The 19842-nt window shown below is 64.9% G+C and carries 17 protein-coding genes; 9 read left to right on the top strand and 8 right to left on the bottom strand.

Going from position 1 to position 19842, the window contains the following annotated elements; translation table 11 throughout:
* Window positions 1-377 precede the first annotated feature (377 nt).
* From C6A77_RS22700 to C6A77_RS22690, 3 genes are all read left to right on the top strand, one after another.
* Window positions 378-1667, top strand: coding sequence for an FAD-binding oxidoreductase (locus tag C6A77_RS22700; RefSeq protein ID WP_114171542.1), 1290 nt, complete (start codon window positions 378-380; stop codon window positions 1665-1667).
* Window positions 1668-1748: 81 nt separating this feature from the next.
* Complete coding sequence (locus tag C6A77_RS22695) at window positions 1749-2579, top strand: alpha/beta hydrolase (protein WP_114171541.1); 831 nt, start codon at window positions 1749-1751, stop codon at window positions 2577-2579.
* A 202-nt stretch (window positions 2580-2781) separates the two neighbouring features.
* Window positions 2782-3561 (top strand): TSUP family transporter, encoded by a 780-nt coding sequence (locus tag C6A77_RS22690; protein ID WP_114171540.1) that lies wholly within the window; start codon window positions 2782-2784, stop codon window positions 3559-3561.
* Here the strand turns inward: C6A77_RS22690 and nudC are convergent.
* Both nudC and C6A77_RS22680 read right to left on the bottom strand, forming a co-directional pair.
* Window positions 3529-4359, bottom strand: coding sequence for an NAD(+) diphosphatase (gene nudC, locus C6A77_RS22685; RefSeq protein ID WP_114171538.1), 831 nt, complete (start codon window positions 4357-4359; stop codon window positions 3529-3531). The genes C6A77_RS22690 and nudC overlap by 33 nt on opposite strands.
* Window positions 4360-4394: 35 nt before the next feature.
* The gene (locus tag C6A77_RS22680; RefSeq protein ID WP_114171536.1) at window positions 4395-5207 is read right to left on the bottom strand and encodes a crotonase/enoyl-CoA hydratase family protein; all 813 of its coding nucleotides are present in this window, start codon (window positions 5205-5207) and stop codon (window positions 4395-4397) included.
* A 150-nt stretch (window positions 5208-5357) separates the two neighbouring features.
* On the opposite strand from C6A77_RS22680, the gene nhaB reads away from it, so the two are divergent.
* From nhaB to C6A77_RS22665, 3 genes are all read left to right on the top strand, one after another.
* On the top strand, window positions 5358-6860 hold the full coding sequence (gene nhaB / locus C6A77_RS22675) for a sodium/proton antiporter NhaB (protein WP_114171535.1): 1503 nt from the start codon (window positions 5358-5360) through the stop codon (window positions 6858-6860).
* 128 nt (window positions 6861-6988) lie between these two features.
* Window positions 6989-7534 carry a lipocalin family protein gene (locus C6A77_RS22670; protein ID WP_114171533.1) on the top strand — a complete coding sequence of 182 codons (546 nt, stop codon included), beginning with the start codon at window positions 6989-6991 and terminating at the stop codon, window positions 7532-7534.
* 25 nt (window positions 7535-7559) lie between these two features.
* The gene (locus C6A77_RS22665; RefSeq protein WP_114171531.1) at window positions 7560-8519 is read left to right on the top strand and encodes an MBL fold metallo-hydrolase; all 960 of its coding nucleotides are present in this window, start codon (window positions 7560-7562) and stop codon (window positions 8517-8519) included.
* A gap of 19 nt (window positions 8520-8538) precedes the next feature.
* Here C6A77_RS22665 and C6A77_RS22660 read toward each other — a convergent pair whose 3' ends face one another.
* A complete protein-coding gene (locus tag C6A77_RS22660; protein ID WP_114171529.1) occupies window positions 8539-9822 on the bottom strand; it encodes a Zn-dependent hydrolase in 1284 nt (427 codons plus the stop codon).
* A gap of 137 nt (window positions 9823-9959) precedes the next feature.
* Window positions 9960-11450, bottom strand: a complete 1491-nt coding sequence (locus C6A77_RS22650; RefSeq protein ID WP_114171527.1) for an NCS1 family nucleobase:cation symporter-1 — start codon at window positions 11448-11450, stop codon at window positions 9960-9962.
* Between the two features lie 340 nt (window positions 11451-11790).
* On the opposite strand from C6A77_RS22650, the gene hydA reads away from it, so the two are divergent.
* The 3 genes from hydA to preA all read left to right on the top strand — a co-directional run bounded on the left by hydA (window position 11791) and on the right by preA (window position 16300).
* Entirely contained in the window at window positions 11791-13230 is a 1440-nt protein-coding gene (hydA, locus tag C6A77_RS22645; RefSeq protein ID WP_114171525.1) for a dihydropyrimidinase, read from the top strand.
* Window positions 13231-13657: 427 nt separating this feature from the next.
* Window positions 13658-15025: an NAD(P)-dependent oxidoreductase gene (locus tag C6A77_RS22640; RefSeq protein ID WP_114171523.1), complete on the top strand. Its 1368-nt coding sequence runs from the start codon at window positions 13658-13660 to the stop codon at window positions 15023-15025.
* The gene (gene preA, locus C6A77_RS22635) at window positions 15026-16300 is read left to right on the top strand and encodes an NAD-dependent dihydropyrimidine dehydrogenase subunit PreA (RefSeq protein WP_114171522.1); all 1275 of its coding nucleotides are present in this window, start codon (window positions 15026-15028) and stop codon (window positions 16298-16300) included.
* Window positions 16301-16427: 127 nt separating this feature from the next.
* On the opposite strand, the gene C6A77_RS22630 is transcribed toward preA, so the two are convergent.
* The 4 genes from C6A77_RS22630 to C6A77_RS22615 form a co-directional block, all read right to left on the bottom strand.
* Entirely contained in the window at window positions 16428-17048 is a 621-nt protein-coding gene (locus C6A77_RS22630; RefSeq protein WP_114171520.1) for a TetR/AcrR family transcriptional regulator, read from the bottom strand.
* Between the two features lie 167 nt (window positions 17049-17215).
* Complete coding sequence (locus tag C6A77_RS22625; RefSeq protein ID WP_114171518.1) at window positions 17216-17503, bottom strand: HigA family addiction module antitoxin; 288 nt, start codon at window positions 17501-17503, stop codon at window positions 17216-17218.
* A gap of 15 nt (window positions 17504-17518) precedes the next feature.
* Entirely contained in the window at window positions 17519-17797 is a 279-nt protein-coding gene (locus tag C6A77_RS22620) for a type II toxin-antitoxin system RelE/ParE family toxin (RefSeq protein ID WP_114171516.1), read from the bottom strand.
* Window positions 17798-17910: 113 nt separating this feature from the next.
* Complete coding sequence (locus C6A77_RS22615) at window positions 17911-19707, bottom strand: glycoside hydrolase family 15 protein (protein ID WP_114171514.1); 1797 nt, start codon at window positions 19705-19707, stop codon at window positions 17911-17913.
* Window positions 19708-19842: the final 135 nt, after the last annotated feature.

Genomic DNA, 19842 nt, shown 5'->3' with positions numbered 1-19842 from the left:
ACAGTCTGTACTGCTGCGAACAGTCAGAATCGGGCATTTAGTCCCACCACCCCTTCAAGTCTAACCATACAAGCGGGCAAGCCCGCGAAGAATCCAGCGCGGTGCATGGCACCGGCTGCGCCGGTGTTCGCGGGCTTGCCCGCTCCCACAGGAACCGCGCCAATATTTAAAGATTGAGCAAGACAGTTGCTCCCAGGACAGCGCCAACCTCGGGAGCTGTGATGACCCTGTGGGAGCGGGTTCACCCGCGAAGGCGCCAGAACCGGCAACCCAACAGCTCCGGATAAACCACAAACCCACCCGACGCATTGGCACCATGAAATTTTACTGCTAAGTTTTCATGAAAATAATCACAATAATTTTCATGAGGCCCTTGCATGTTCAAACAATCCGCCCAGCATGTCGCCAGCTACTACGCCCAGACCTACCCCACCCGCATTTCCCTGTGCCCTACCTTGCAGGGCCCCCACGAAACCGACGTCCTGATCATCGGCGCCGGTTTCAGCGGCCTGCACACCGCTCTGCGCCTGACCCAGGCCGGCAAGTGTGTAACGCTGCTGGAAGCCAGCCGGGTAGCCTGGGCTGCGTCCGGGCGTAACGGCGGCCAGGCGCTGCTGGGTTGGTCATGCGACATGCCGGCACTGGAAAAGGCCCTGGGTGTCGAACGTACCCGGCGCCTGTGGGCCAGCATGTGCTGGGCCGCCGACGAACTGCGCGAACTGCCAGGGCGCCATGGCTTCGACATCGACTACCGGCCGGGCAGCCTGTGGGCCGCCGTGCTGCCGCGCCGGGTAAAGCTGCTCGAACAAGCCCTGCACGACGCCGAACACACATGGGGCTACGACGCCCTGCGCCTGATCGGCCGCGACGAGCTGCCGCAATGGATCGACAGCCCGCGCTACCAGGCCGCGCTTTACGACGCCAAAGGCGCTCATCTCAACCCGCTGAAACTGGCCCAGGGCCTGGCCAGCGCCATCGAGGCGGCCGGCGGACACATCTACGAACAGAGCCAGGTAGTGAGTTACCAGCAAGCGGGCGACGGCCATGTCGCCCGTACCGAGCGTGGCGAAGTGCGCTGCCAGGTGCTGGTGCTGGCCTGCAACGCCTATATCGACCGCCTCGACCGCAACCTGGCACGCCGCCTGCTGCCGGTCGGTTCCTATCAGGTCGCCACCGCGCCGCTTGACGCCGACCTCGCCCGCTCGCTACTGCCGCGTAACAGCTGCGTGATCGACAACCAGTTCGTACCTGACTACTTCCGCCTCACCCCGGACCATCGCCTGCTGTTCGGCGGCGGCTGCACCTACCTGGGTGGCATTCCCAAGGATGTCGCCAGCGCCACCCGCCCTTATCTGGAGCGGGTGTTCCCGCAGCTGGCCGGGGTGGCCATCGATCATGCCTGGGGCGGGCATATCGACTGCAGCATGCAGCGCACCCCGGATGTCGGCCGCGCGGGCCAGCGCTATTGGCTGCAAGGCTTCTCTGGCCACGGCGTGCTGCCGACCCTGGCGGCCGCGCGGGCGGTCAGCGATGCCATTCTGGGCAATGACGACCTGCTGGCGCTGTACCAAGGCATCGACAACCGCCGCTTCCCCGGCGGCGACCTGCTGGCGGCACCGCTGGAGGCGGCTGCCAAAGCCTGGTACCGGATGCGCGACCGGGTCTGATGGGCACAACTTCCGATATCCGCGAAAATCCCTCCTATTCTCATAGCTCCCTTCGCTTCCTGCACACAGGAGACACGACCCATGAGCTATGTAACCACGAAGGACGGCGTACAGATCTTCTACAAGGACTGGGGCCCGCGCGATGCGCCGGTCATCCACTTCCACCATGGCTGGCCGCTGAGTGCCGACGACTGGGATGCCCAGCTGTTGTTCTTCCTCGCCCACGGTTACCGGGTGGTCGCCCACGACCGGCGCGGCCATGGCCGTTCCAGCCAGGTATGGGATGGCCACGACATGGATCACTACGCCGACGATGTCGCCGCCGTGGTCGCCCACCTGGGCATCCAGGGCGCGGTGCATGTCGGCCATTCGACCGGCGGTGGCGAAGTGGTGCGCTACATGGCCCGCCATCCTGGGGACAAGGTGGCCAAGGCGGTATTGATCGCCGCCGTGCCGCCGCTGATGGTGCAAACCCCCGGCAACCCCGGCGGGCTGCCCAAGTCGGTGTTCGACGGTTTCCAGGCCCAGGTCGCCAGCAACCGTGCGCAGTTCTACCGCGATGTGCCAGCCGGGCCGTTCTATGGCTACAACCGGCCCGGTGTCGAAGCCAGCGAGGGCATCATCGGCAACTGGTGGCGCCAGGGCATGATCGGCAGCGCCAAGGCTCATTACGATGGCATCGTGGCGTTTTCCCAGACCGACTTCACCGAAGACCTGAAAGGCATCAGCCAGCCGGTGCTGGTGATGCATGGCGATGACGACCAGATCGTGCCGTATGAAAACGCCGGGTTGCTGTCGGCGAAGTTGCTGCCCAATGGCACGCTGAAGACCTACCAAGGCTACCCGCATGGCATGCCGACCACGCATGCCGATGTGATCAATGCGGATTTGTTGGCGTTTATCCGTAGCTGATGTGATTGCCAGTATCGGCCCTTTCGCGGGTAAACCCGCTCCCACAGGTATCGCAATTGCCTCAGGGCCTGTGCAATACCTGTGGGAGCGGGCATGCCCGCGAAGAGGCCGGCACTGGCAACACACCTCCCCCAGGATTACCATGTCCCCCATCTAGCGCGGCCCTTTGCCGCCCCCTTTGCCTCCCTGCCTGCCAAAACCCATGCCCTTCGAACTCACCGTAGAACCGCTCACCCTGCTGATCCTGGCCTTGGTCGCCTTCGTCGCCGGTTTCATCGATGCCATCGCCGGCGGCGGCGGCCTGCTCACCACCCCGGCGCTGCTCACTGCCGGCATGCCACCGCACCTGGTCCTGGGCACCAACAAGCTCAGCTCCACCTTTGGCTCGGCCACGGCCGGTTTCACCTATTACAAGCGCAAGCTGTTCCACCCCGCGCAATGGCGCCCGGCATTGTTCGCCACCCTGGTCGGTGCCCTGCTCGGTGCCGTGATCGCCCACTACATGCCGGCCGAGTGGCTGAACAAGATGCTGCCGGTGATCGTCTTCGCCTGCGGTATCTACCTGCTGTTCGGCGGCACACCCAAGGCACCGCTGGACGCCGACGCGCCGATCAAGAAGAAGTGGCAATTTCCCCAAGGCTTCACCCTGGGCTTCTACGACGGCGTGGCTGGCCCCGGCACCGGGGCGTTCTGGACAGTCAGCACCCTGCTGCTGTACCCCATCGACCTGGTCCGCGCCAGCGGCGTGGCGCGCAGCATGAACTTCGTCAGCAACATCGCGGCGCTGACGGTGTTCATCATTTCCGGGCAGGTGGATTACATCGTCGGCCTGTGCATGGGCCTGTCGGTGATGGTCGGCGCGTTCTTCGGCGCACGCACGGCGATCAGCGGCGGCAGCAAGTTCATCCGCCCGGTGTTCATCACCGTGGTGCTGGCCTTGACCGTACGCCTAGCGTGGCAGCACTGGTTCGGGCAGGCCTAGACGCCTGGCCACATACAGGTCGATCAGGTAGCGGGCGATCGAGCGCCCGGCCGGCAGCGGCGGCAGGTCATGGACGCTGAACCACTTGGCGTCCTCGATCTCGTCCGGTTGCATCACGATCTCACCGCCAGCGTACTCGGCGTGGAAGCCGAGCATCATCGAATGCGGGAACGGCCAGCACTGGCTGCCGACGTACTGGATGTTGTGCACCTCCACCGCCACTTCCTCGCGCACTTCGCGCACCAGGCAATCCTCGGCCGACTCGCCCGGCTCGGCAAAGCCTGCCAGGGTGCTGTACACCCCGCTGACGAAACGCGGCGAACGCGCCAGCAGGATTTCGTCGCCACGGGTTACCAGCACGATCATGCTCGGGGAAATGCGCGGGTAGCTGCGCAGGTCGCAGGGCTGGCAGTACATCGCCCGCTCCCAGCGGATTTGCGTCATCGGCTGGCCACAACTGCCGCAGAAACGGTGCTCGCGGGCCCAGGTGCCGATCTGCGCGGCATAGCCCAGCACCTTGTAGGTGTCGAAGTCGCCTTCGAGCATGAACGCGCGCAAGCCGCGCCAGCTGCAGCCGGGCACCTCGCTGGCGCTGCGCAGTTCCAGCAGAAACACCGGCTGGCCGTCGAGATGGCCGATACCGTGCTCACACAGCACGTCGAGGTCCTGGCGCTTGAGCCAGTCGCGCGGGAACAGCGCACCGTGGTCGTCCAGCAGGAAGCCTTCCGGGCTGCGGGCCACGGCCAGCCCCCCGGTGATCTGCGGGTCGAGTACTGCGGTAGTCCAGCGTGCTGACATGTCAGGGTTCCTTTGCTGCGCGTCCCCCGGCCTGCTCAGTCGGCGAACGTCGGTTTCTGTTTGCTCATGTGCGCCGCCACTGCCACGCGCAAGTCTTCGGACTGCAGCATCGCGGCGTTCCAGGTGGCGATGTACTCCAGGCCATCGTCGATGCGATGGTCACGCATGTAGCTGAGCATTTCCTTGGTGCCGGCCACGGCGATCGGCGATTTTGCGGCAATCTCGCGGGCGATGGCAAAGACTCCGTCCAGCAGCGCGGCCTGATCATCATAGACCCGGTTGACCAGGCCAATGCGCAGCGCCTCTTCGGCCTCGACATTGCGCCCGGTGTAGGCCAGTTCACGCATCATGCCGTCACCGATGATACGAGGCAAACGTTGCAGTGTGCCGACATCGGCAGCCATGCCCATGTCGATTTCCTTGATCGAGAACTGCGCATCCCGGCTGCAATAGCGCATGTCGCACGCCGAGACCAGGTCGATGGCGCCGCCGATGCAATAGCCCTGCACTGCGGCCAGTACCGGTTTGCGGCATTTGTCCACGGCATTGAACGAGCCTTGCAGACGCAGGATGGTATTGCGCAGCAAGCGCGCATTGCGGCCCACATCCTTGCCCATCTGCCCAGCCAGCGAGGCCAGCATCATCAGGTCGATACCGGCAGAAAAATGCTTGCCGGCGCCGCTGATCACCACCACGCGCACGGCGTCGGTGTCGTCGACCCAACGGAAGATATCGACGATCTCTTCCCAGAAGGCCGCGTTCATGGCGTTGACCTTCTCCGGGCGGTTGATCTGAGCGTGGGCGATGCTATCGGTCAGTTCGACCTTGAATGCGCTGTACTCGGTCACGGGCGGCACTCCTGCTGGTAAGGGGTTCATGCCGGGGATGGTACCCCAGCCCGATGACCGTGCTTGTGCCAAAAACGGGACTGTACGCCTTGCCTAAGCCGCGCTGATCCGGCACCGTGCGCCATCGCCGAATCATAAGGATACATATTCATGTCGCGCTCCCTGCCCGGCGCTCTCGCCCACGGTTTTCTCGGCCAGTCGCCGCTTTGGTACAAGGTGGTCATTTGCCTGTTCCTGCTGCTCAACCCCTTGCTGCTTTGGACCGTTGGCCCGGTGGCGGCCGGCTGGGCGCTGGTGCTGGAGTTCATCTTCACCCTGGGCATGGCGCTCAAATGCTACCCGTTGATGCCCGGCGGCCTGCTGCTGGTCGAAGCCCTGCTGCTGCAAATGACCACGCCGCAAGCCCTGTACGAAGAGCTGCAGCACAATTTCCCGGTGATCCTGCTGCTGATGTTCATGGTCGCGGGCATTCACTTCATGAAAGAGCTGCTGCTGTTCCTGTTCTCGCGCATCCTGCTCGGGGTGCGTTCGAAGGCGATCCTGGCCTTGCTGTTCTGCGTGCTGTCGGCCTTCCTCTCGGCGTTTCTCGATGCACTGACCGTGACCGCCGTGATCATCAGCGCGGCGGTGGGCTTCTACGCGGTTTACCACCGCGTGGCGTCCGGCGCCAACCCGCGCGAGGACAGCGCCCTGGACAGCGACCAGCAGGTCGCCCAGTTGCACCGTGCCGACCTCGACCAGTTCCGCGCGTTCCTGCGCAGCCTGCTGATGCACGGCGCGGTGGGCACCGCCCTGGGCGGCGTGTGCACCCTGGTCGGCGAGCCGCAGAACCTGCTGATCGGCCATGAAATGGGTTGGCACTTCGCCGACTTCTTCCTCAAGGTGGCGCCGGTGTCGCTACCGGTGCTGGGCGCCGGCCTGCTGACTTGCGTGCTGCTGGAGAAGCTGCGCCTGTTCGGCTACGGCACGTTGATGCCCGAACCGGTGCGCCAGGTGCTGGCCACCTACGCCGCCGAGGACGATGCGGCACGGACCCCGGCGCAACGTGTCGCGCTGTGGGTGCAAGGGTTTGCCGCACTGATCCTGATCGTCTGCCTGGGGCTGCACGTGGCCGAGGTCGGCCTGATCGGGCTGATGGTGATCGTGCTGATCACGGCCTTTACCGGCATCACTGACGAGCACCGCCTGGGCCGGGCTTTCCAGGACGCCATGCCGTTCACCGCATTGCTGGTGGTGTTCTTCGCCGTGGTCGCGGTGATTCATCAGCAGCAACTGTTCAGCCCGCTGATTGCCTGGGTGCTGGCGCTGCCGGCCGAGCAGCAGCCGGGCATGCTGTACCTGGCCAACGGCTTGCTGTCGGCGATCAGCGACAACGTGTTCGTCGCCACGATCTACATCACCGAGGTGAAGCAGGCGTTCCTCGATGGCGGCATGAGCCGGGAGCATTTCGAGACCCTGGCGGTGGCGATCAACACCGGCACCAACCTGCCCAGCGTGGCGACGCCGAACGGGCAGGCGGCGTTCCTGTTCCTGCTGACCTCGGCGATTGCGCCACTGATCCGGCTGTCGTACGGGCGGATGGTGTGGATGGCCTTGCCCTACACCGTGGTGATGGGCGGGCTGGGGTGGTGGGCGGTGACTTACTGGCTGTGATATGGCCCGTACCGGCCCCGTCGGTGACAGGCCGGTACAGATAAAGAAGGGCACGATCCCATACAACTTTTGCGCCGTGCCCGCATCGAAACACAGGTAAGCCCCCATCCGCTTCAAGGAGCTTCGTCATGGCGCTACGCACCACGCTGCTGCTTTCCTGCATGACCCTCGCCCTGCTCGGCTGCGCCGGCAACGACCACCCGGCGCCGCCGCGCACCCAGCAGGTAGACCTGCAACGTTACCAGGGCACCTGGTACGAACTGGCACGGCTGCCGATGTTCTTCCAGCGCAACTGCGTGCAGTCCGAAGCGCACTATGGCCTGCGCACCGATGGCCGTATCGATGTGACCAACCGCTGCCAGGAAAAGGACGGCCAGTGGAACGAAGCCAAGGGCATTGCCGAAGCCCAGCAACCAGGCAGTACCGACAAGCTCTGGGTGCGCTTCGACAACTGGTTCAGCCGCCTCGCGCCCGGCCTGACCAAGGGCGAATACTGGGTGCTGTACCACGACCAGGACTACCGCGTGGCCCTGGTCGGCCACCCCAACCGCGAGTACCTGTGGCTGCTTTCGCGCACGCCTGCGGTCACCGACCAGCAGCGCGAGCAACTGCTGACGATCGCCCGGGAGCAAGGCTATGACACCAGCAAGCTCATCTGGCGCCAGGCCGAATAGCGCGCGCTGAACAAGGAACCTGCGCATGGACCTGCTATTCCTCGGCACCTCCGCCGGGGTGCCGACCAAGGCACGCAACGTCAGCGCCACCGCTGTGATTGAAGCCAGTGGCAGCCACTGGTACCTGGTCGATTGTGGCGAAGGCACCCAGCACCGGTTGCTGCACACGCCGCTGTCGATCCGCGACCTGCGTGCCATCTTCATCACCCACGTGCACGGCGACCATTGCTTCGGCCTGCCGGGCCTGCTGGCCAGCGCCGGCATGAGCGGGCGCACCCAGCCGCTGGACCTGATCCTGCCCGCAGCCTTGCACGACTGGGTACGCCAGGGGCTGCTGGCCAGCGATACCTTTCTGCCATTCGAACTGCGTCTGCTGGCCGTGGAAGGTCTGGTGGAGTGGCGCAGTGATGCCGTGCAGGTTACCAGCGTGCAGCTGTCGCACCGGGTGCCGAGCGTGGGCTTCGTATTCAGCGAACTCAACCCCGAACCGCGCCTGGACATCGCGCGCCTGGAAGCCGATGGCATCCCCCGCGGCCCGCTGTGGGGCGACCTGGCCAAGGGCCTGGCGGTGCAGCATGGCGGGCAGTTGCTGCACGGTATTGATTACTTGCGCCCTTCGCGCCCGCCACGGCGGGTGATCGTGTGCGGCGACAACGACAACCCCGCGTTACTGGCCGATGCCGCCAGAGACGCGGATGTGCTGGTGCACGAAGCCACGTTCACCCAGGCGGTGGTCGAGCGCACGGGGGTCACCTTCGGCCACAGCACCGCGGCTGCGGTGGCGCGCTTTGCCGAAGCGGCGGGGGTACGCAACCTGGTGCTGACGCACTTCAGCGCTCGCTACCAGAGCGACCCACGGCGCAGCCCGAGCATCGCCGATGTGCACGCCGAAGCTATTGCCCATTACCGCGGGCAGCTGACCCTGGCGCAGGACCTGCAGCGCTATCACATCGGTCGCGACGGCTGTCTCGAACCGGCCGGATAGTTCAGCATGGCCGGCGGCGCTAGGCCGCCAACCGCCCGCTGGCAATCGCCACCGACGCCGCCAGCATCGCCCGCAGCAACACCGCGCAGCCTGCCGCCAGGTCTTCGGCGGTGGCGTTCTCGATTTCGTTATGACTGATGCCGTTCTCGCACGGCACGAAAATCATCCCCGCCGGCCCCAGTTCGGCGAGGAAGATCGCGTCATGCCCTGCCCCGCTGACAATGTCCATGTGCGGCAGGCCCAGCGCCTTGGCCGATTCGCGCACGGCATCGACACAGCCTTTGTCGAAATTCAGCGCCGGGAAGTCTGCCGTGGCCACCAGTTCATGGCTCAGGCCATGCTTGGCGCAGGTTGCCTCGATCACTGCGCGCACTTCGGCGATCATCGCATCCAGTTGCGCACCTTGCAGGTGGCGGAAGTCGAGGGTCATGCGCACTTCACCGGGGATCACGTTGCGCGAGCCGGGGTAGGCCTGCAGGCACCCCACCGTGCCACAGGCATGGGGCTGGTGGCCAAGCGCGGTGCGGTTGACCGCCTCCACTACCGCCGCCGCGCCGACCAGGGCGTCCTTGCGCAGGTGCATGGGCGTCGGGCCGGCATGGGCTTCGACGCCGCGCAAGGTCAGGTCGAACCATTTCTGGCCGAGCGCCCCGAGCACCACGCCGATGGTTTTGGCCTGGTCTTCGAGAATCGGCCCCTGCTCGATGTGCGCTTCGAAATAGGCCCCCACCGGGTGCCCGAGCACCGCGCGCGGGCCGGCGTAGCCGATGGCATCCAACGCCTCGCCAACGCTGATGCCCTGGGCGTCGCGCTTGGCCAGGGTTTGCTCCAGGGTGAACTTGCCGGCGAATACCCCCGACCCCATCATGCACGGCGCAAAGCGCGACCCTTCTTCGTTGGTCCACACCACCACTTCCAGCGGCGCCTCGGTTTCCACGCCCAGGTCGTTGAGGGTGCGGATCACCTCCAGCCCGGCCATCACCCCGAAGCAGCCGTCGAACTTGCCGCCGGTGGGCTGGGTGTCGATATGGCTGCCGGTCATCACTGGCGGCAGCTTGGGGTTGCGCCCCGGGCGGCGGGCGAAGATGTTGCCGACCGCGTCGATGCTGACCGTGCAACCGGCGGCCTCGCACCACTGGACGAACAGGTCGCGGGCCTGGCGGTCGAGGTCGGTCAGGGCCAGGCGGCACACGCCGCCCTTGGCCGTGGCACCGAGCCGGGCGAGGTCCATCAGGGATTGCCACAGGCGGCTGCTGTCGATGTGCTGGGCGGTGGTATCGAGGATATCTTGCACTGGGGTCATGGGGTTTTCCTTCAGGCTTTTTGTTGTCTGTGCCGGCCTCTTCGCGGGTAAACCCGCTCCCACAGGTCCCACACAGTATTCGAAAGCTGCGGTACCTCTGTGGGAGCGGGTTTACCCGCGAAGAAGCCCACGTGGTCTCATGGCAAGGGCTTGGCCACCCGCGCCGGGCTGCGCGCAACCACGCCGGCGAACAGGTAATACAGCGCACCGCCCAGCAGCGAACCGGTGAACCAGCCGTAGTCGTAGAACCAGCTGAAACTGCTGTTGCCGATCGCCAGCAGCGTCAGCCCCACCGGCAGGGCAAAAGCCGCAAAGCCAGCCCAGTTCCACGCCGGGTACACGTCGTCGCGGTACAGCCCGGCCAGGTCCAGCTGCTGCCGGCGGATCAGGAAGTAGTCCACCACCATGATCCCGGCGATCGGCCCCAGCAGGCTGGAATAGCCCAGCAACCAGTTGGAGTACACGCTTTCCAGGCTCAGGTCGGAAACGATCCAGCCCAGCTTCTTCAGCAGCTCATGGCCCATCAGCGCCAGGCCGATGAAGCCGGTCAGCCACACCGCGCGGCTGCGCCCGATCAGGCGTGGGGCGATGTTCTGGAAGTCGTTGGTCGGCGACACGATATTCGCCGCGGTGTTGGTCGACAGCGTGGCGATCACGATCAGCGCCATGGCCAAGGCTACCCAGAACGGGCTGTGGATCTTGCCGATCAGGCTGACCGGGTCTGACACGGTCTCGCCCACCAGCGATGCCGAAGCCGCAGTCAGCACCACACCCAGCGCGGCAAACAGGAACATGGTCAGCGGCAGGCCGAAAATCTGCCCGAGGATCTGGTCCTTCTGGCTGCGGGCGTAGCGGCTGAAGTCCGGAATGTTCAGCGACAGCGTCGCCCAGAAGCCGACCATGGCGGTGAGCCCCGCGCAGAAGTAGCTGACCACGCTGGCGCCCTGCGGGCGCTTGGGCGGCTGCGCCAACAGCTCGGTCATCGACATGTGCGGCAAGGCCCAGAACAACAAGCCGACGCCCACCGCCACCAGCAGCGGGGCCGACAGCGTTTCGAGCCACTTGATCGATTCGGCGCCGCGCAGCACCACCCACAAATTCAGGCACCAGAAGAGCATGAAGCCGATCACCTCGCCGGTGCCGCCCAGGGCCTTCCAGCCATCGAACACCGAGCCGAGAAACAGGTGAATGGCCAGCCCGCCGAACATTGTCTGGATGCCGAACCAGCCGCAAGCGACCACCGCGCGGATCAGGCACGGCACGTTGGAGCCGAGGATGCCGAACGACGACCGCAGCAGCACCGGAAACGGGATGCCGTACTTGGTGCCGAGGAAGGCATTGAGGGTGAGCGGAATGAGCACGATCAGGTTGGCCAGCAGTATCGCCAGCAGCGCTTCGCCTACGCTGAGGCCGAAATAGGCGGTGAGCACGCCGCCGAGGGTGTAGGTGGGCACGCAGATGGACATGCCTACCCACAGGGCGGTGATGTGCCATTTGTTCCAGGTGCGCTGGTGCACTTTGGTCGGGGCGATGTCGTGGTTGTAGCGCGGGCTGTCGAGGACATCGCTGCCCTCGGCCAGCTCGAACAGGCCATCCTGCTCGACCACTTCCGATCTGCTCTGCTGCATGGGCCTTTCTCCAGACTTTGTTGTAGTTGTTTGCTCATCGGGCTGAGGCGATGGCCGGAGTACACACGCGTAAATGGTGCTTAGAAATCTCGACCAGATTCCCATCTTGTCAAGTCAGTCAAAAATCCTGAAAGCCGCGCACTCAGCACAACACAAGAAAATAATCGTTAAATATCAATAAGTTAAAAACCACAAAATTTATCTGAAATTTCCTTGATGAATCCATGAACTGCATCTAGCCTCGAATCTTGTCAGGCCTGACAGGATTAACCCGCTGTCGCCCTGCACCCAGACAATTCCAAGAACCGGCCCAGACCGGTCAGCCTGCGAGGAAAACGGCATGTCCCTGTTGATCCGTGGCGCCACCGTGGTCACCCACGAAGAGCATTACCCCGCCGATGTCCTGTGTGCCGATGGCCTGATCCACGCCATCGGGCAAAACCTCGAACCGCCAAGCGGCTGCGAAATCCTCGACGGCGGCGGCCAGTACCTGATGCCTGGCGGCATCGATCCGCACACCCATATGCAACTGCCGTTCATGGGCACCGTGGCCAGCGAGGACTTTTTCAGCGGTACCGCTGCGGGGCTGGCCGGTGGCACCACCTCGATCATCGACTTCGTCATCCCCAACCCGCAGCAGTCGTTGCTGGAGGCCTTCCACACCTGGCGCGGCTGGGCGCAGAAAAGCGCCAGCGATTACGGCTTTCACGTTGCCATCACCTGGTGGAGCGACCAGGTGGCCGAAGAGATGGGCGAATTGGTCGCCAGGCATGGCGTGAACAGCTTCAAGCACTTCATGGCCTACAAGAACGCGATCATGGCCGCCGACGACACCCTGGTGGCCAGCTTCGAACGCTGCCTGCAACTGGGTGCGGTGCCCACCGTGCACGCCGAGAACGGGGAACTGGTGTACCACCTGCAGAAAAAGCTGCTGGCCCAGGGCCTGACCGGGCCGGAAGCCCACCCGTTGTCGCGTCCCTCCCAGGTCGAGGGCGAGGCGGCCAGCCGCGCCATTCGCATTGCCGAAACCCTCGGCACCCCGCTGTACCTGGTGCACGTTTCCAGCCGCGAGGCACTGGATGAAATCGCCTATGCCCGCGGCAAGGGGCAGCCGGTGTATGGCGAGGTCCTGCCTGGCCACCTGCTGCTGGACGACAGTGTCTACCGCGACCCGGACTGGGCCACCGCCGCGGGCTACGTGATGAGCCCGCCGTTCCGCCCGCGTGAACATCAGCAAGCGCTGTGGCGCGGGCTGCAGTCGGGCAACCTGCATACCACCGCCACCGACCATTGCTGCTTCTGCGCCGAGCAGAAGGCCATGGGCCGCGACGACTTCAGCCGTATCCCCAACGGCACTGCCGGCATCGAGGACCGCATGGCGGTGCTGTGGGATGCCGGGGTGAACAGCGGGCGCCTGTCGATGCACGAGTTCGTTGCGCTGACGTCTACCAACACCGCGAAGATCTTCAACCTGTTCCCGCGCAAGGGCGCCATTCGGGTGGGTGCCGACGCCGACCTGGTGCTGTGGGACCCGCACGGCACGCGCACCATCTCGGCCAGGACTCACCACCAGCAGGTGGACTTCAACATCTTCGAAGGCCGTACCGTGCGCGGCATTCCCAGCCACACCATCAGCCAGGGCAAGGTGTGCTGGGCCGATGGTGACCTGCGCGCGGAAGCGGGTGCGGGGCGCTATGTGGAACGGCCGGCGTATCCGTCGGTGTATGAGGTGCTGGGGCGCCGGGCCGAAGTGCAGCGGCCGACGCCCGTGCAGCGTTAAGGCCATTGGGGCTGCTGCGCAGCCCATCGCCGGCAAGCCAGCTCCCACAGGAATGGTGATGCTCTCGAGGGCATGGCTCTCCTGATAGAACCAGCTCTCACAGGGATGGTGCTGCTCTCAAGGGCATGGCTCTCCTGATAGAACCAGCTCTTGCAGGGATGGCACTGCTCTCAAGGGCATGGCTCTCCTGATAGAACCAGCTCTTGTAGGGATGGCACTGCTCTCGAGGGCATGGCTCTCCTGATAGAACCAGCTCTCACAGGGATGGCACTGCTCTCGAGGGCATGGCTCTCCTGATAGAACCAGCTCTCACAGGGATGGCACTGCTCTCAAGAACAACACTGTACCTGTGGGAGCTGGCTTGCCGGCGATTGGGGCGCAAAGCGCCCCCATTCCAAGCCAAATACAAGAAAGAGAGGCTACAACCGTGATCGACGCCCTGAACCATCTGCCGCGCCCCCGGGCCGCTGCCGACCAGCTGGCCGAGCGCTTTAGCGACCTGGCCCCGCCCCTCACCGCCCGCCAGGCCGCCGTGGAAAGCGCGCGCTGCCTGTATTGCTACGACGCCCCCTGCGTCAACGCCTGCCCCAGCGAAATCGACATCCCCTCGTTCATCCATCGCATCAGCGACGAAAACCTGCAAGGCGCCGCCGAACGCATCCTCTCGGCCAACATCCTCGGCGGCAGCTGCGCACGCGTCTGCCCTACCGAAATCCTCTGCCAGCAGGCCTGCGTACGCAACAACGCGCAGGAGTGCGCGCCGGTGCTGATCGGCCAGCTGCAGCGCTACGCCCTGGACAACGCTCAGTTCAGCGAACACCCGTTCCAGCGCGCGCCGGCCACCGGCAAGCGCATCGCCGTGGTCGGTGCCGGCCCTGCCGGGCTGTCCTGCGCCCATCGCCTGGCCATGCACGGCCATGAGGTGGTGGTGTTCGAGGCCTGCGACAAGGCCGGGGGCCTCAACGAGTACGGCATCGCCCGCTACAAGCTGGTGGACGACTACGCCCAGCGTGAAGTGCAGTTTCTGCTCGGCATCGGTGGCATCGAGATCCGCCACGGCCAACGCCTGGGCAGCAACCTCAGCCTTGGCGAACTGCGCGAGCAGTATGACGCCGTATTCCTTGGCCTCGGCCTGAACGCCGTGCGCGAGCTGGGCTTGCCTGATGAACCGGCGCCTGGCGTGCTCGCCGCCACCGAGTACATCCGCGAACTGCGCCAGGCCGAAGACCTCGGCCAGTTGCCGTTGGCCGACCGCTGCCTGGTGATCGGCGCCGGCAACACCGCCATCGACATGGCCGTGCAGATGAGCCGCCTGGGTGCCCGCGACGTCAACCTGGTGTACCGCCGCGGCCACGCCGACATGGGCGCCACCGGGCATGAGCAGGACATCGCCAAGGCCAACCAGGTGCGCCTGCACACCTGGGCCCGGCCCGACGCCGTGCTGCTGGACGACAGCGGCAACGTACGCGGCATGCGCTTTGCCCGCACCGCGCTGGCCGACGGCCGCCTGCACGACACCGGCGAAACCTTCGAGCTGGCCGCCGACGCCATCTTCAAGGCCATTGGCCAGCGCTTCGACGAAGCCAGCCTCGGCGACCCGCTGGCGGCACAGCTGGCCCGCGACGGCGAGCGCATCCGTGTCGACGAAAACCTGCAGACCAGCCTGGCGGGCGTGTATGCCGGCGGCGACTGTACCGCACTGGGCCAGGACCTCACCGTCCAGGCCGTGCAACACGGCAAGCTGGCCGCCGAAGCCATCCATGCCCAACTCATGCTCAACGTGGAGGCTGCATAAATGGCCGACCTGTCTATCGTGTTCGCCGGCATCAAGGCACCCAACCCCTTCTGGCTGGCCTCCGCGCCACCAACCGACAAGGCCTACAACGTGGTCCGCGCGTTCGAGGCCGGCTGGGGCGGCGTGGTGTGGAAGACCCTGGGCGAAGACCCGGCGGCGGTCAACGTGTCGTCGCGCTATTCGGCGCACTACGGCGCCAACCGCCAGGTGCAGGGCATCAACAACATCGAGCTGATCACCGACCGGTCACTGGAGATCAACCTGCGCGAAATCACCCAGGTGAAGAAGGACTGGCCCGACCGCGCGCTGATCGTGTCGTTGATGGTGCCGTGCGAAGAGCAGTCGTGGAAGTTCATCCTGCCGCTGGTGGAAGCGACCGGGGCCGATGGCATCGAACTGAACTTCGGCTGCCCGCACGGCATGCCGGAGCGCGGCATGGGCGCGGCGGTCGGCCAGGTGCCGGAGTATGTGGAAATGGTCACCCGCTGGTGCAAGACCTACTGCGCGCTACCGGTGATCGTCAAGCTCACGCCGAACATCACCGACATCCGCCAGTCGGCCCGCGCCGCGCACCGTGGCGGGGCCGATGCGGTGTCGCTGATCAACACCATCAACTCGATCACCAGCGTCGACCTGGAGCGCATGGTGGCCCACCCCATCGTCGGCGACCAGAGCACCCACGGCGGTTACTGCGGTTCGGCGGTGAAGCCGATTGCCCTGAACATGGTCGCGGAAATCGCCCGCGACCCGGCCACCCAAGGCCTGCCGATCTGCGGCATTGGCGGCATCGGCAGCTGGCGTGACGCGGCCGAGTTCATGGCCTTGGGCAGTGGCGCCGTGCAGGTGTGCACTGCTGCGATGCTGCATGGTTTTCGTATCGTCGAGGACATGCAGGACGGCCTGGCGAGGTGGATGGACCAGCATGGGCACCGCAGCATCGAGGCATTCCGCGGCCAGGCGGTGGGGCATACCACCGACTGGAAGTACCTGGACATGAACTACAAGTCGGTGGCGCACATCGACCAGGCGGCGTGCATTGGCTGCGGGCGCTGCCACATTGCCTGTGAAGATACCTCGCACCAGGCGATTGCCAGTACCCTGAAGGCCGATGGTACGCATGCCTATAGCGTGATCGAAGCGGAATGCGTGGGCTGCAACCTGTGCCAGATTACCTGCCCGGTGGAGCACTGCATCGAGATGGTCGCGCAGGATACCGGCAAGCCGTATCTGAACTGGACGCAGGACCCGCGCAATCCTTACCGCGAAGCCAGTTGAGGCGACTGGGGCTGCCATGCAGCCCTTCGCGGGCTCGTCCGCTCCCACAGGTTACATACCGACTGTGGGAGCGGGCGAGCCCGCGAAGGGCCGCACAGCGGACCAATCTCCCAGGCTATCGTCACCCTCAAGGCTCCAGCCCGATCCCCCGCAGAATCACGCTGGTCACCGTCTGCACCGCGCTTTCGAATGCCATGTCCGACAGCGTCTCGCCACCATTGAGCAGGGCCACCTGGTAGCCAAAGTCGGCATAGTGCTGGGTCGAAGCCCAGATCATGTACAGCAGCGCCGACGGCTCCACCGGCAGAATGCGCCCCTCCTCCACCCAGCGGCGGATCTTGGCTTCCTTCAACTTGGCCCAGGGCACCAGGCTTTCATCCAGGTTCCCCCCTAGCACCGGCGCGCCGTGCAGCATTTCTTCGGCCCAAATCTTCGAACCCAGCGGCCGCGAGCGCGAATGGCCCATTTTCGCCCGAATGTAACTGGTCAGCACCACGCGCGGGTCGTCGAAGTTCTCGAAGCACAGCGCATCCTGCTTCCATACATCCAGCAGGTCCTGCAGCACCGCGCGGAACAGCTCGTCCTTGGTGCTGAAGTAATAATGCAGGTTGGAACGCGGCAACTCGGCCTGCTCGGCGATATCGCCCATGGAGGTGGCGCCGTAGCCTTTCTCGGCGAACACCTTTTCCGCCGCCTGCAGAATCTTGTCGATATTGCGCCGGCGGATTTCGATCTTGTGGTTGGCCATCAGCCTTGGGCCGTCCACACTGCGCGTTCGAAACCGTTCAGGTCTGCGATGTCGCTGACATTGAACGCGATGTCGGCAATCTGCCGATCTGTACCGCAAATACCCATGTGTGCTCCGTGCCCAATGGTGTTTGGCCTAGTCTACTCCGGTCTTTTCAGACTTTGATATCAGGCGGCTTGAAACAGCCGGGCGATGACAGGCTGCTGGCGGTGGCGTGCCTGCCAGATATCGTAATCGGCCTGGATGGCCAGCCAAAGCCGAGCGGTACTGATGCCCGCCATCTCGAGACGCACGGCCAAGTCCGGAGAAATTGCTGCACGGCCATGCAATACCCGCGAAAGCGCTTCGCGGGAAAACCCCAGGTGCGCAGCGAAGGCTTTCACCGTAAGGCCAAGCGCTGGCAGAACATCTTCGCGTAAGGTTTCGCCGGGATGTGGCGGATTGTGCAAAGGCATTATCAGCCCTCCTTCTCAGTGGTAATCAAGGGAATCGACCAGTTCGACATCCGAACCCACGAAGCGAAAGATCAACCTCCAGTTGCCAGACACACTGACTGACCAGAAGTCCGATAACGCCCCCTTCAGCGGATGTAACTGCCAGCCGGGGACGATCAGATCCTGGGCCGCCATGGCACGCTCAAGAAACTGAAGTTGGCGCTTCAAGCGCTTTGCGTGAGAGGCCTGAATGCCTCGGGTGTTGCCGGTTTCATGAAAAATGCACAGTCCCTTGTGTCGAAAACTGATGATCATCGGTAGCTCGCCGCGTCCATTGGGAGACGAGCCAAGTGTGACCTCATGCATCACACGAAGCAAAGTATCATATGTGACGCGATGCGTCACATATGATTGCGAGCAGCAGCGCCCTATCCGCAACTCGCCCGGTCACGTACCGGGCACTGTGCACGGTGCAGGTTCAGGGCCGTATTGATGATGCCGATATGGCTGAACGCCTGAGGGTAGTTGCCGAGCATGCGCTGGCCGGCCGGGTCGTATTGTTCGGCCAGCAGGCCGAGGTCGTTGCACAGGCAGGTCAGGCGTTGGTACAAAGCCTGCGCCTCGGCCTGGCGGCCTAGCAGGACATACACGTCGGCCAGCCAGAATGAACACACCAGGAAAGTGCCCTCGCCCGGGGTCAGGCCGTCGCTGCAACGGTCGCTGTCGTAGCGCAGCAGCAGGCCGTTCTTCAGCAGGCGTCTTTCGATCTGCTCCAGCGTGCGCAGGAAGCGTGGGTCCTGTGCCGGCAGAAAGCCGGTCAGGGCGATGTGCAACAGGCTGGCGTCCATCTCGGTCGAGCCATAGGCCTGGACGAAGAACTGGCCACTGCTGTCCAGGCCTTGTGCACACACTTCGCGGCGGATTTCGTCAGCCACCTGGCGGTAGCGCTGCGCCTGTTCACGGCCTTGCTCGGTGGTGTCGGCCAACCCCGCGGCACGGTCGAAAGCCACCCAGGCCATGACTTTGGAATGCACGAACTGCCGGCGACCGCCGCGCACCTCCCAGATGCCTTCGTCCGGCTCGCGCCAGATGCGCTCGACATAAGGCAGGATCAGCCGGGCGATGGCGGCGCTGCGTGGGTGGCGCGGCAAGCCGCCCTTGATCGCCTGGCTCATGGCATCGGCCAGTTCGCCGTAGATGTCCAGCTGCGTCTGCGCCGACGCGGCATTGCCCACCCGCACCGGCTGCGAATGCTCGTAACCGGCCAGCCATGGCAAGGTGTATTCCTGCAGGTCGCGCTCGCCGGCCAGGCCGTACATGATCTGCATCTGCTCCGGGTTGCCGGCCACCGAGCGCAGCAGCCACTCGCGCCAGGCCTGGGCTTCGTCGAAGTAGCCGAGGTTCATGAACGCCAGCAGGGTCATGGTGGCGTCGCGCAGCCAGCAGAAGCGGTAGTCCCAGTTGCGCTCGCCACCGACACGCTCGGGCAACGAGGTGGTAACGGCCGCGACAATGCCGCCGGTGGGGGCATAGGTCATGGCCTTGAGCGTGAGCAGCGAGCGGCGCACCAGCGCCGTGTAGGGGCCGACCTGCGGGCATCGCGCGGCGAATGCCTGCCACTGGTCGACCGTGCTTTGCAGGGCATCGTCCACATTGATGTCAGGCTGTACCGGCAGGTGCGAGGGCTGGTGGCGCAGGCTGAACACCTGGCGCTGGCCCGCAGCGACGCGAAAGCGCGCGACGGTGTGATGGTCGCGTGCATGCGGGGTCACGGTACTGTTCAGAAGCAGACGATGAGGGCCGGCCACGGCACTGAGCGTCAGTGGTTCCAGGCGCTCGACCCAGGGCACGCTGCGGCCGTAGTCGAAGCGCATGACCAGGTCCATTTCGAAGTTGATTTCGCCAGAGAGGCCTTCGACGATACGCACCACCGAATTGACCTCGCCCAGGGGCATGAAGTCGAGCACGCGGGCACGGCCGCTGGCGGTGGCCCAGGTGGTTTCCAGCACCAGGGTGTCGTCCAGGTATTGGCGGCTGCTGTGCTCGACCGGGTCGCTGGGGGCCAGGCGCCAACGGCCGTTTTCCTCGTTGCCCAACAGGGCGGCAAATACCGCAGGGGCGTCGAAGCGTGGCAGGCACAGCCAGTCGAGCGAGCCATCACGGCTGACCAGGGCAGCGCTGCGGCAGTTGCCGAGCAGGGCGTAGTCTTCGATAGGGGCAGGCATCGGGTCTCCTTCATGTGGTGGCCTGTGCTGGCCTCTTCGCGGGGGGGGGGGGCCCCCCCCCCCCGGCCGGGGGGGGGGGGGGGGGGGGGCGGGCGCCCCGGGGGGGGGGGGGGGGTGGGGCTGGTGAAACCCCCC

The organism is Pseudomonas sp. AFG_SD02_1510_Pfu_092, from assembly GCF_003331055.1.
Lineage (GTDB): Bacteria > Pseudomonadota > Gammaproteobacteria > Pseudomonadales > Pseudomonadaceae > Aquipseudomonas.
Note: the sequence above shows the minus strand (reverse complement) of the source record. Positions and strands in the feature narration are given on the sequence as shown.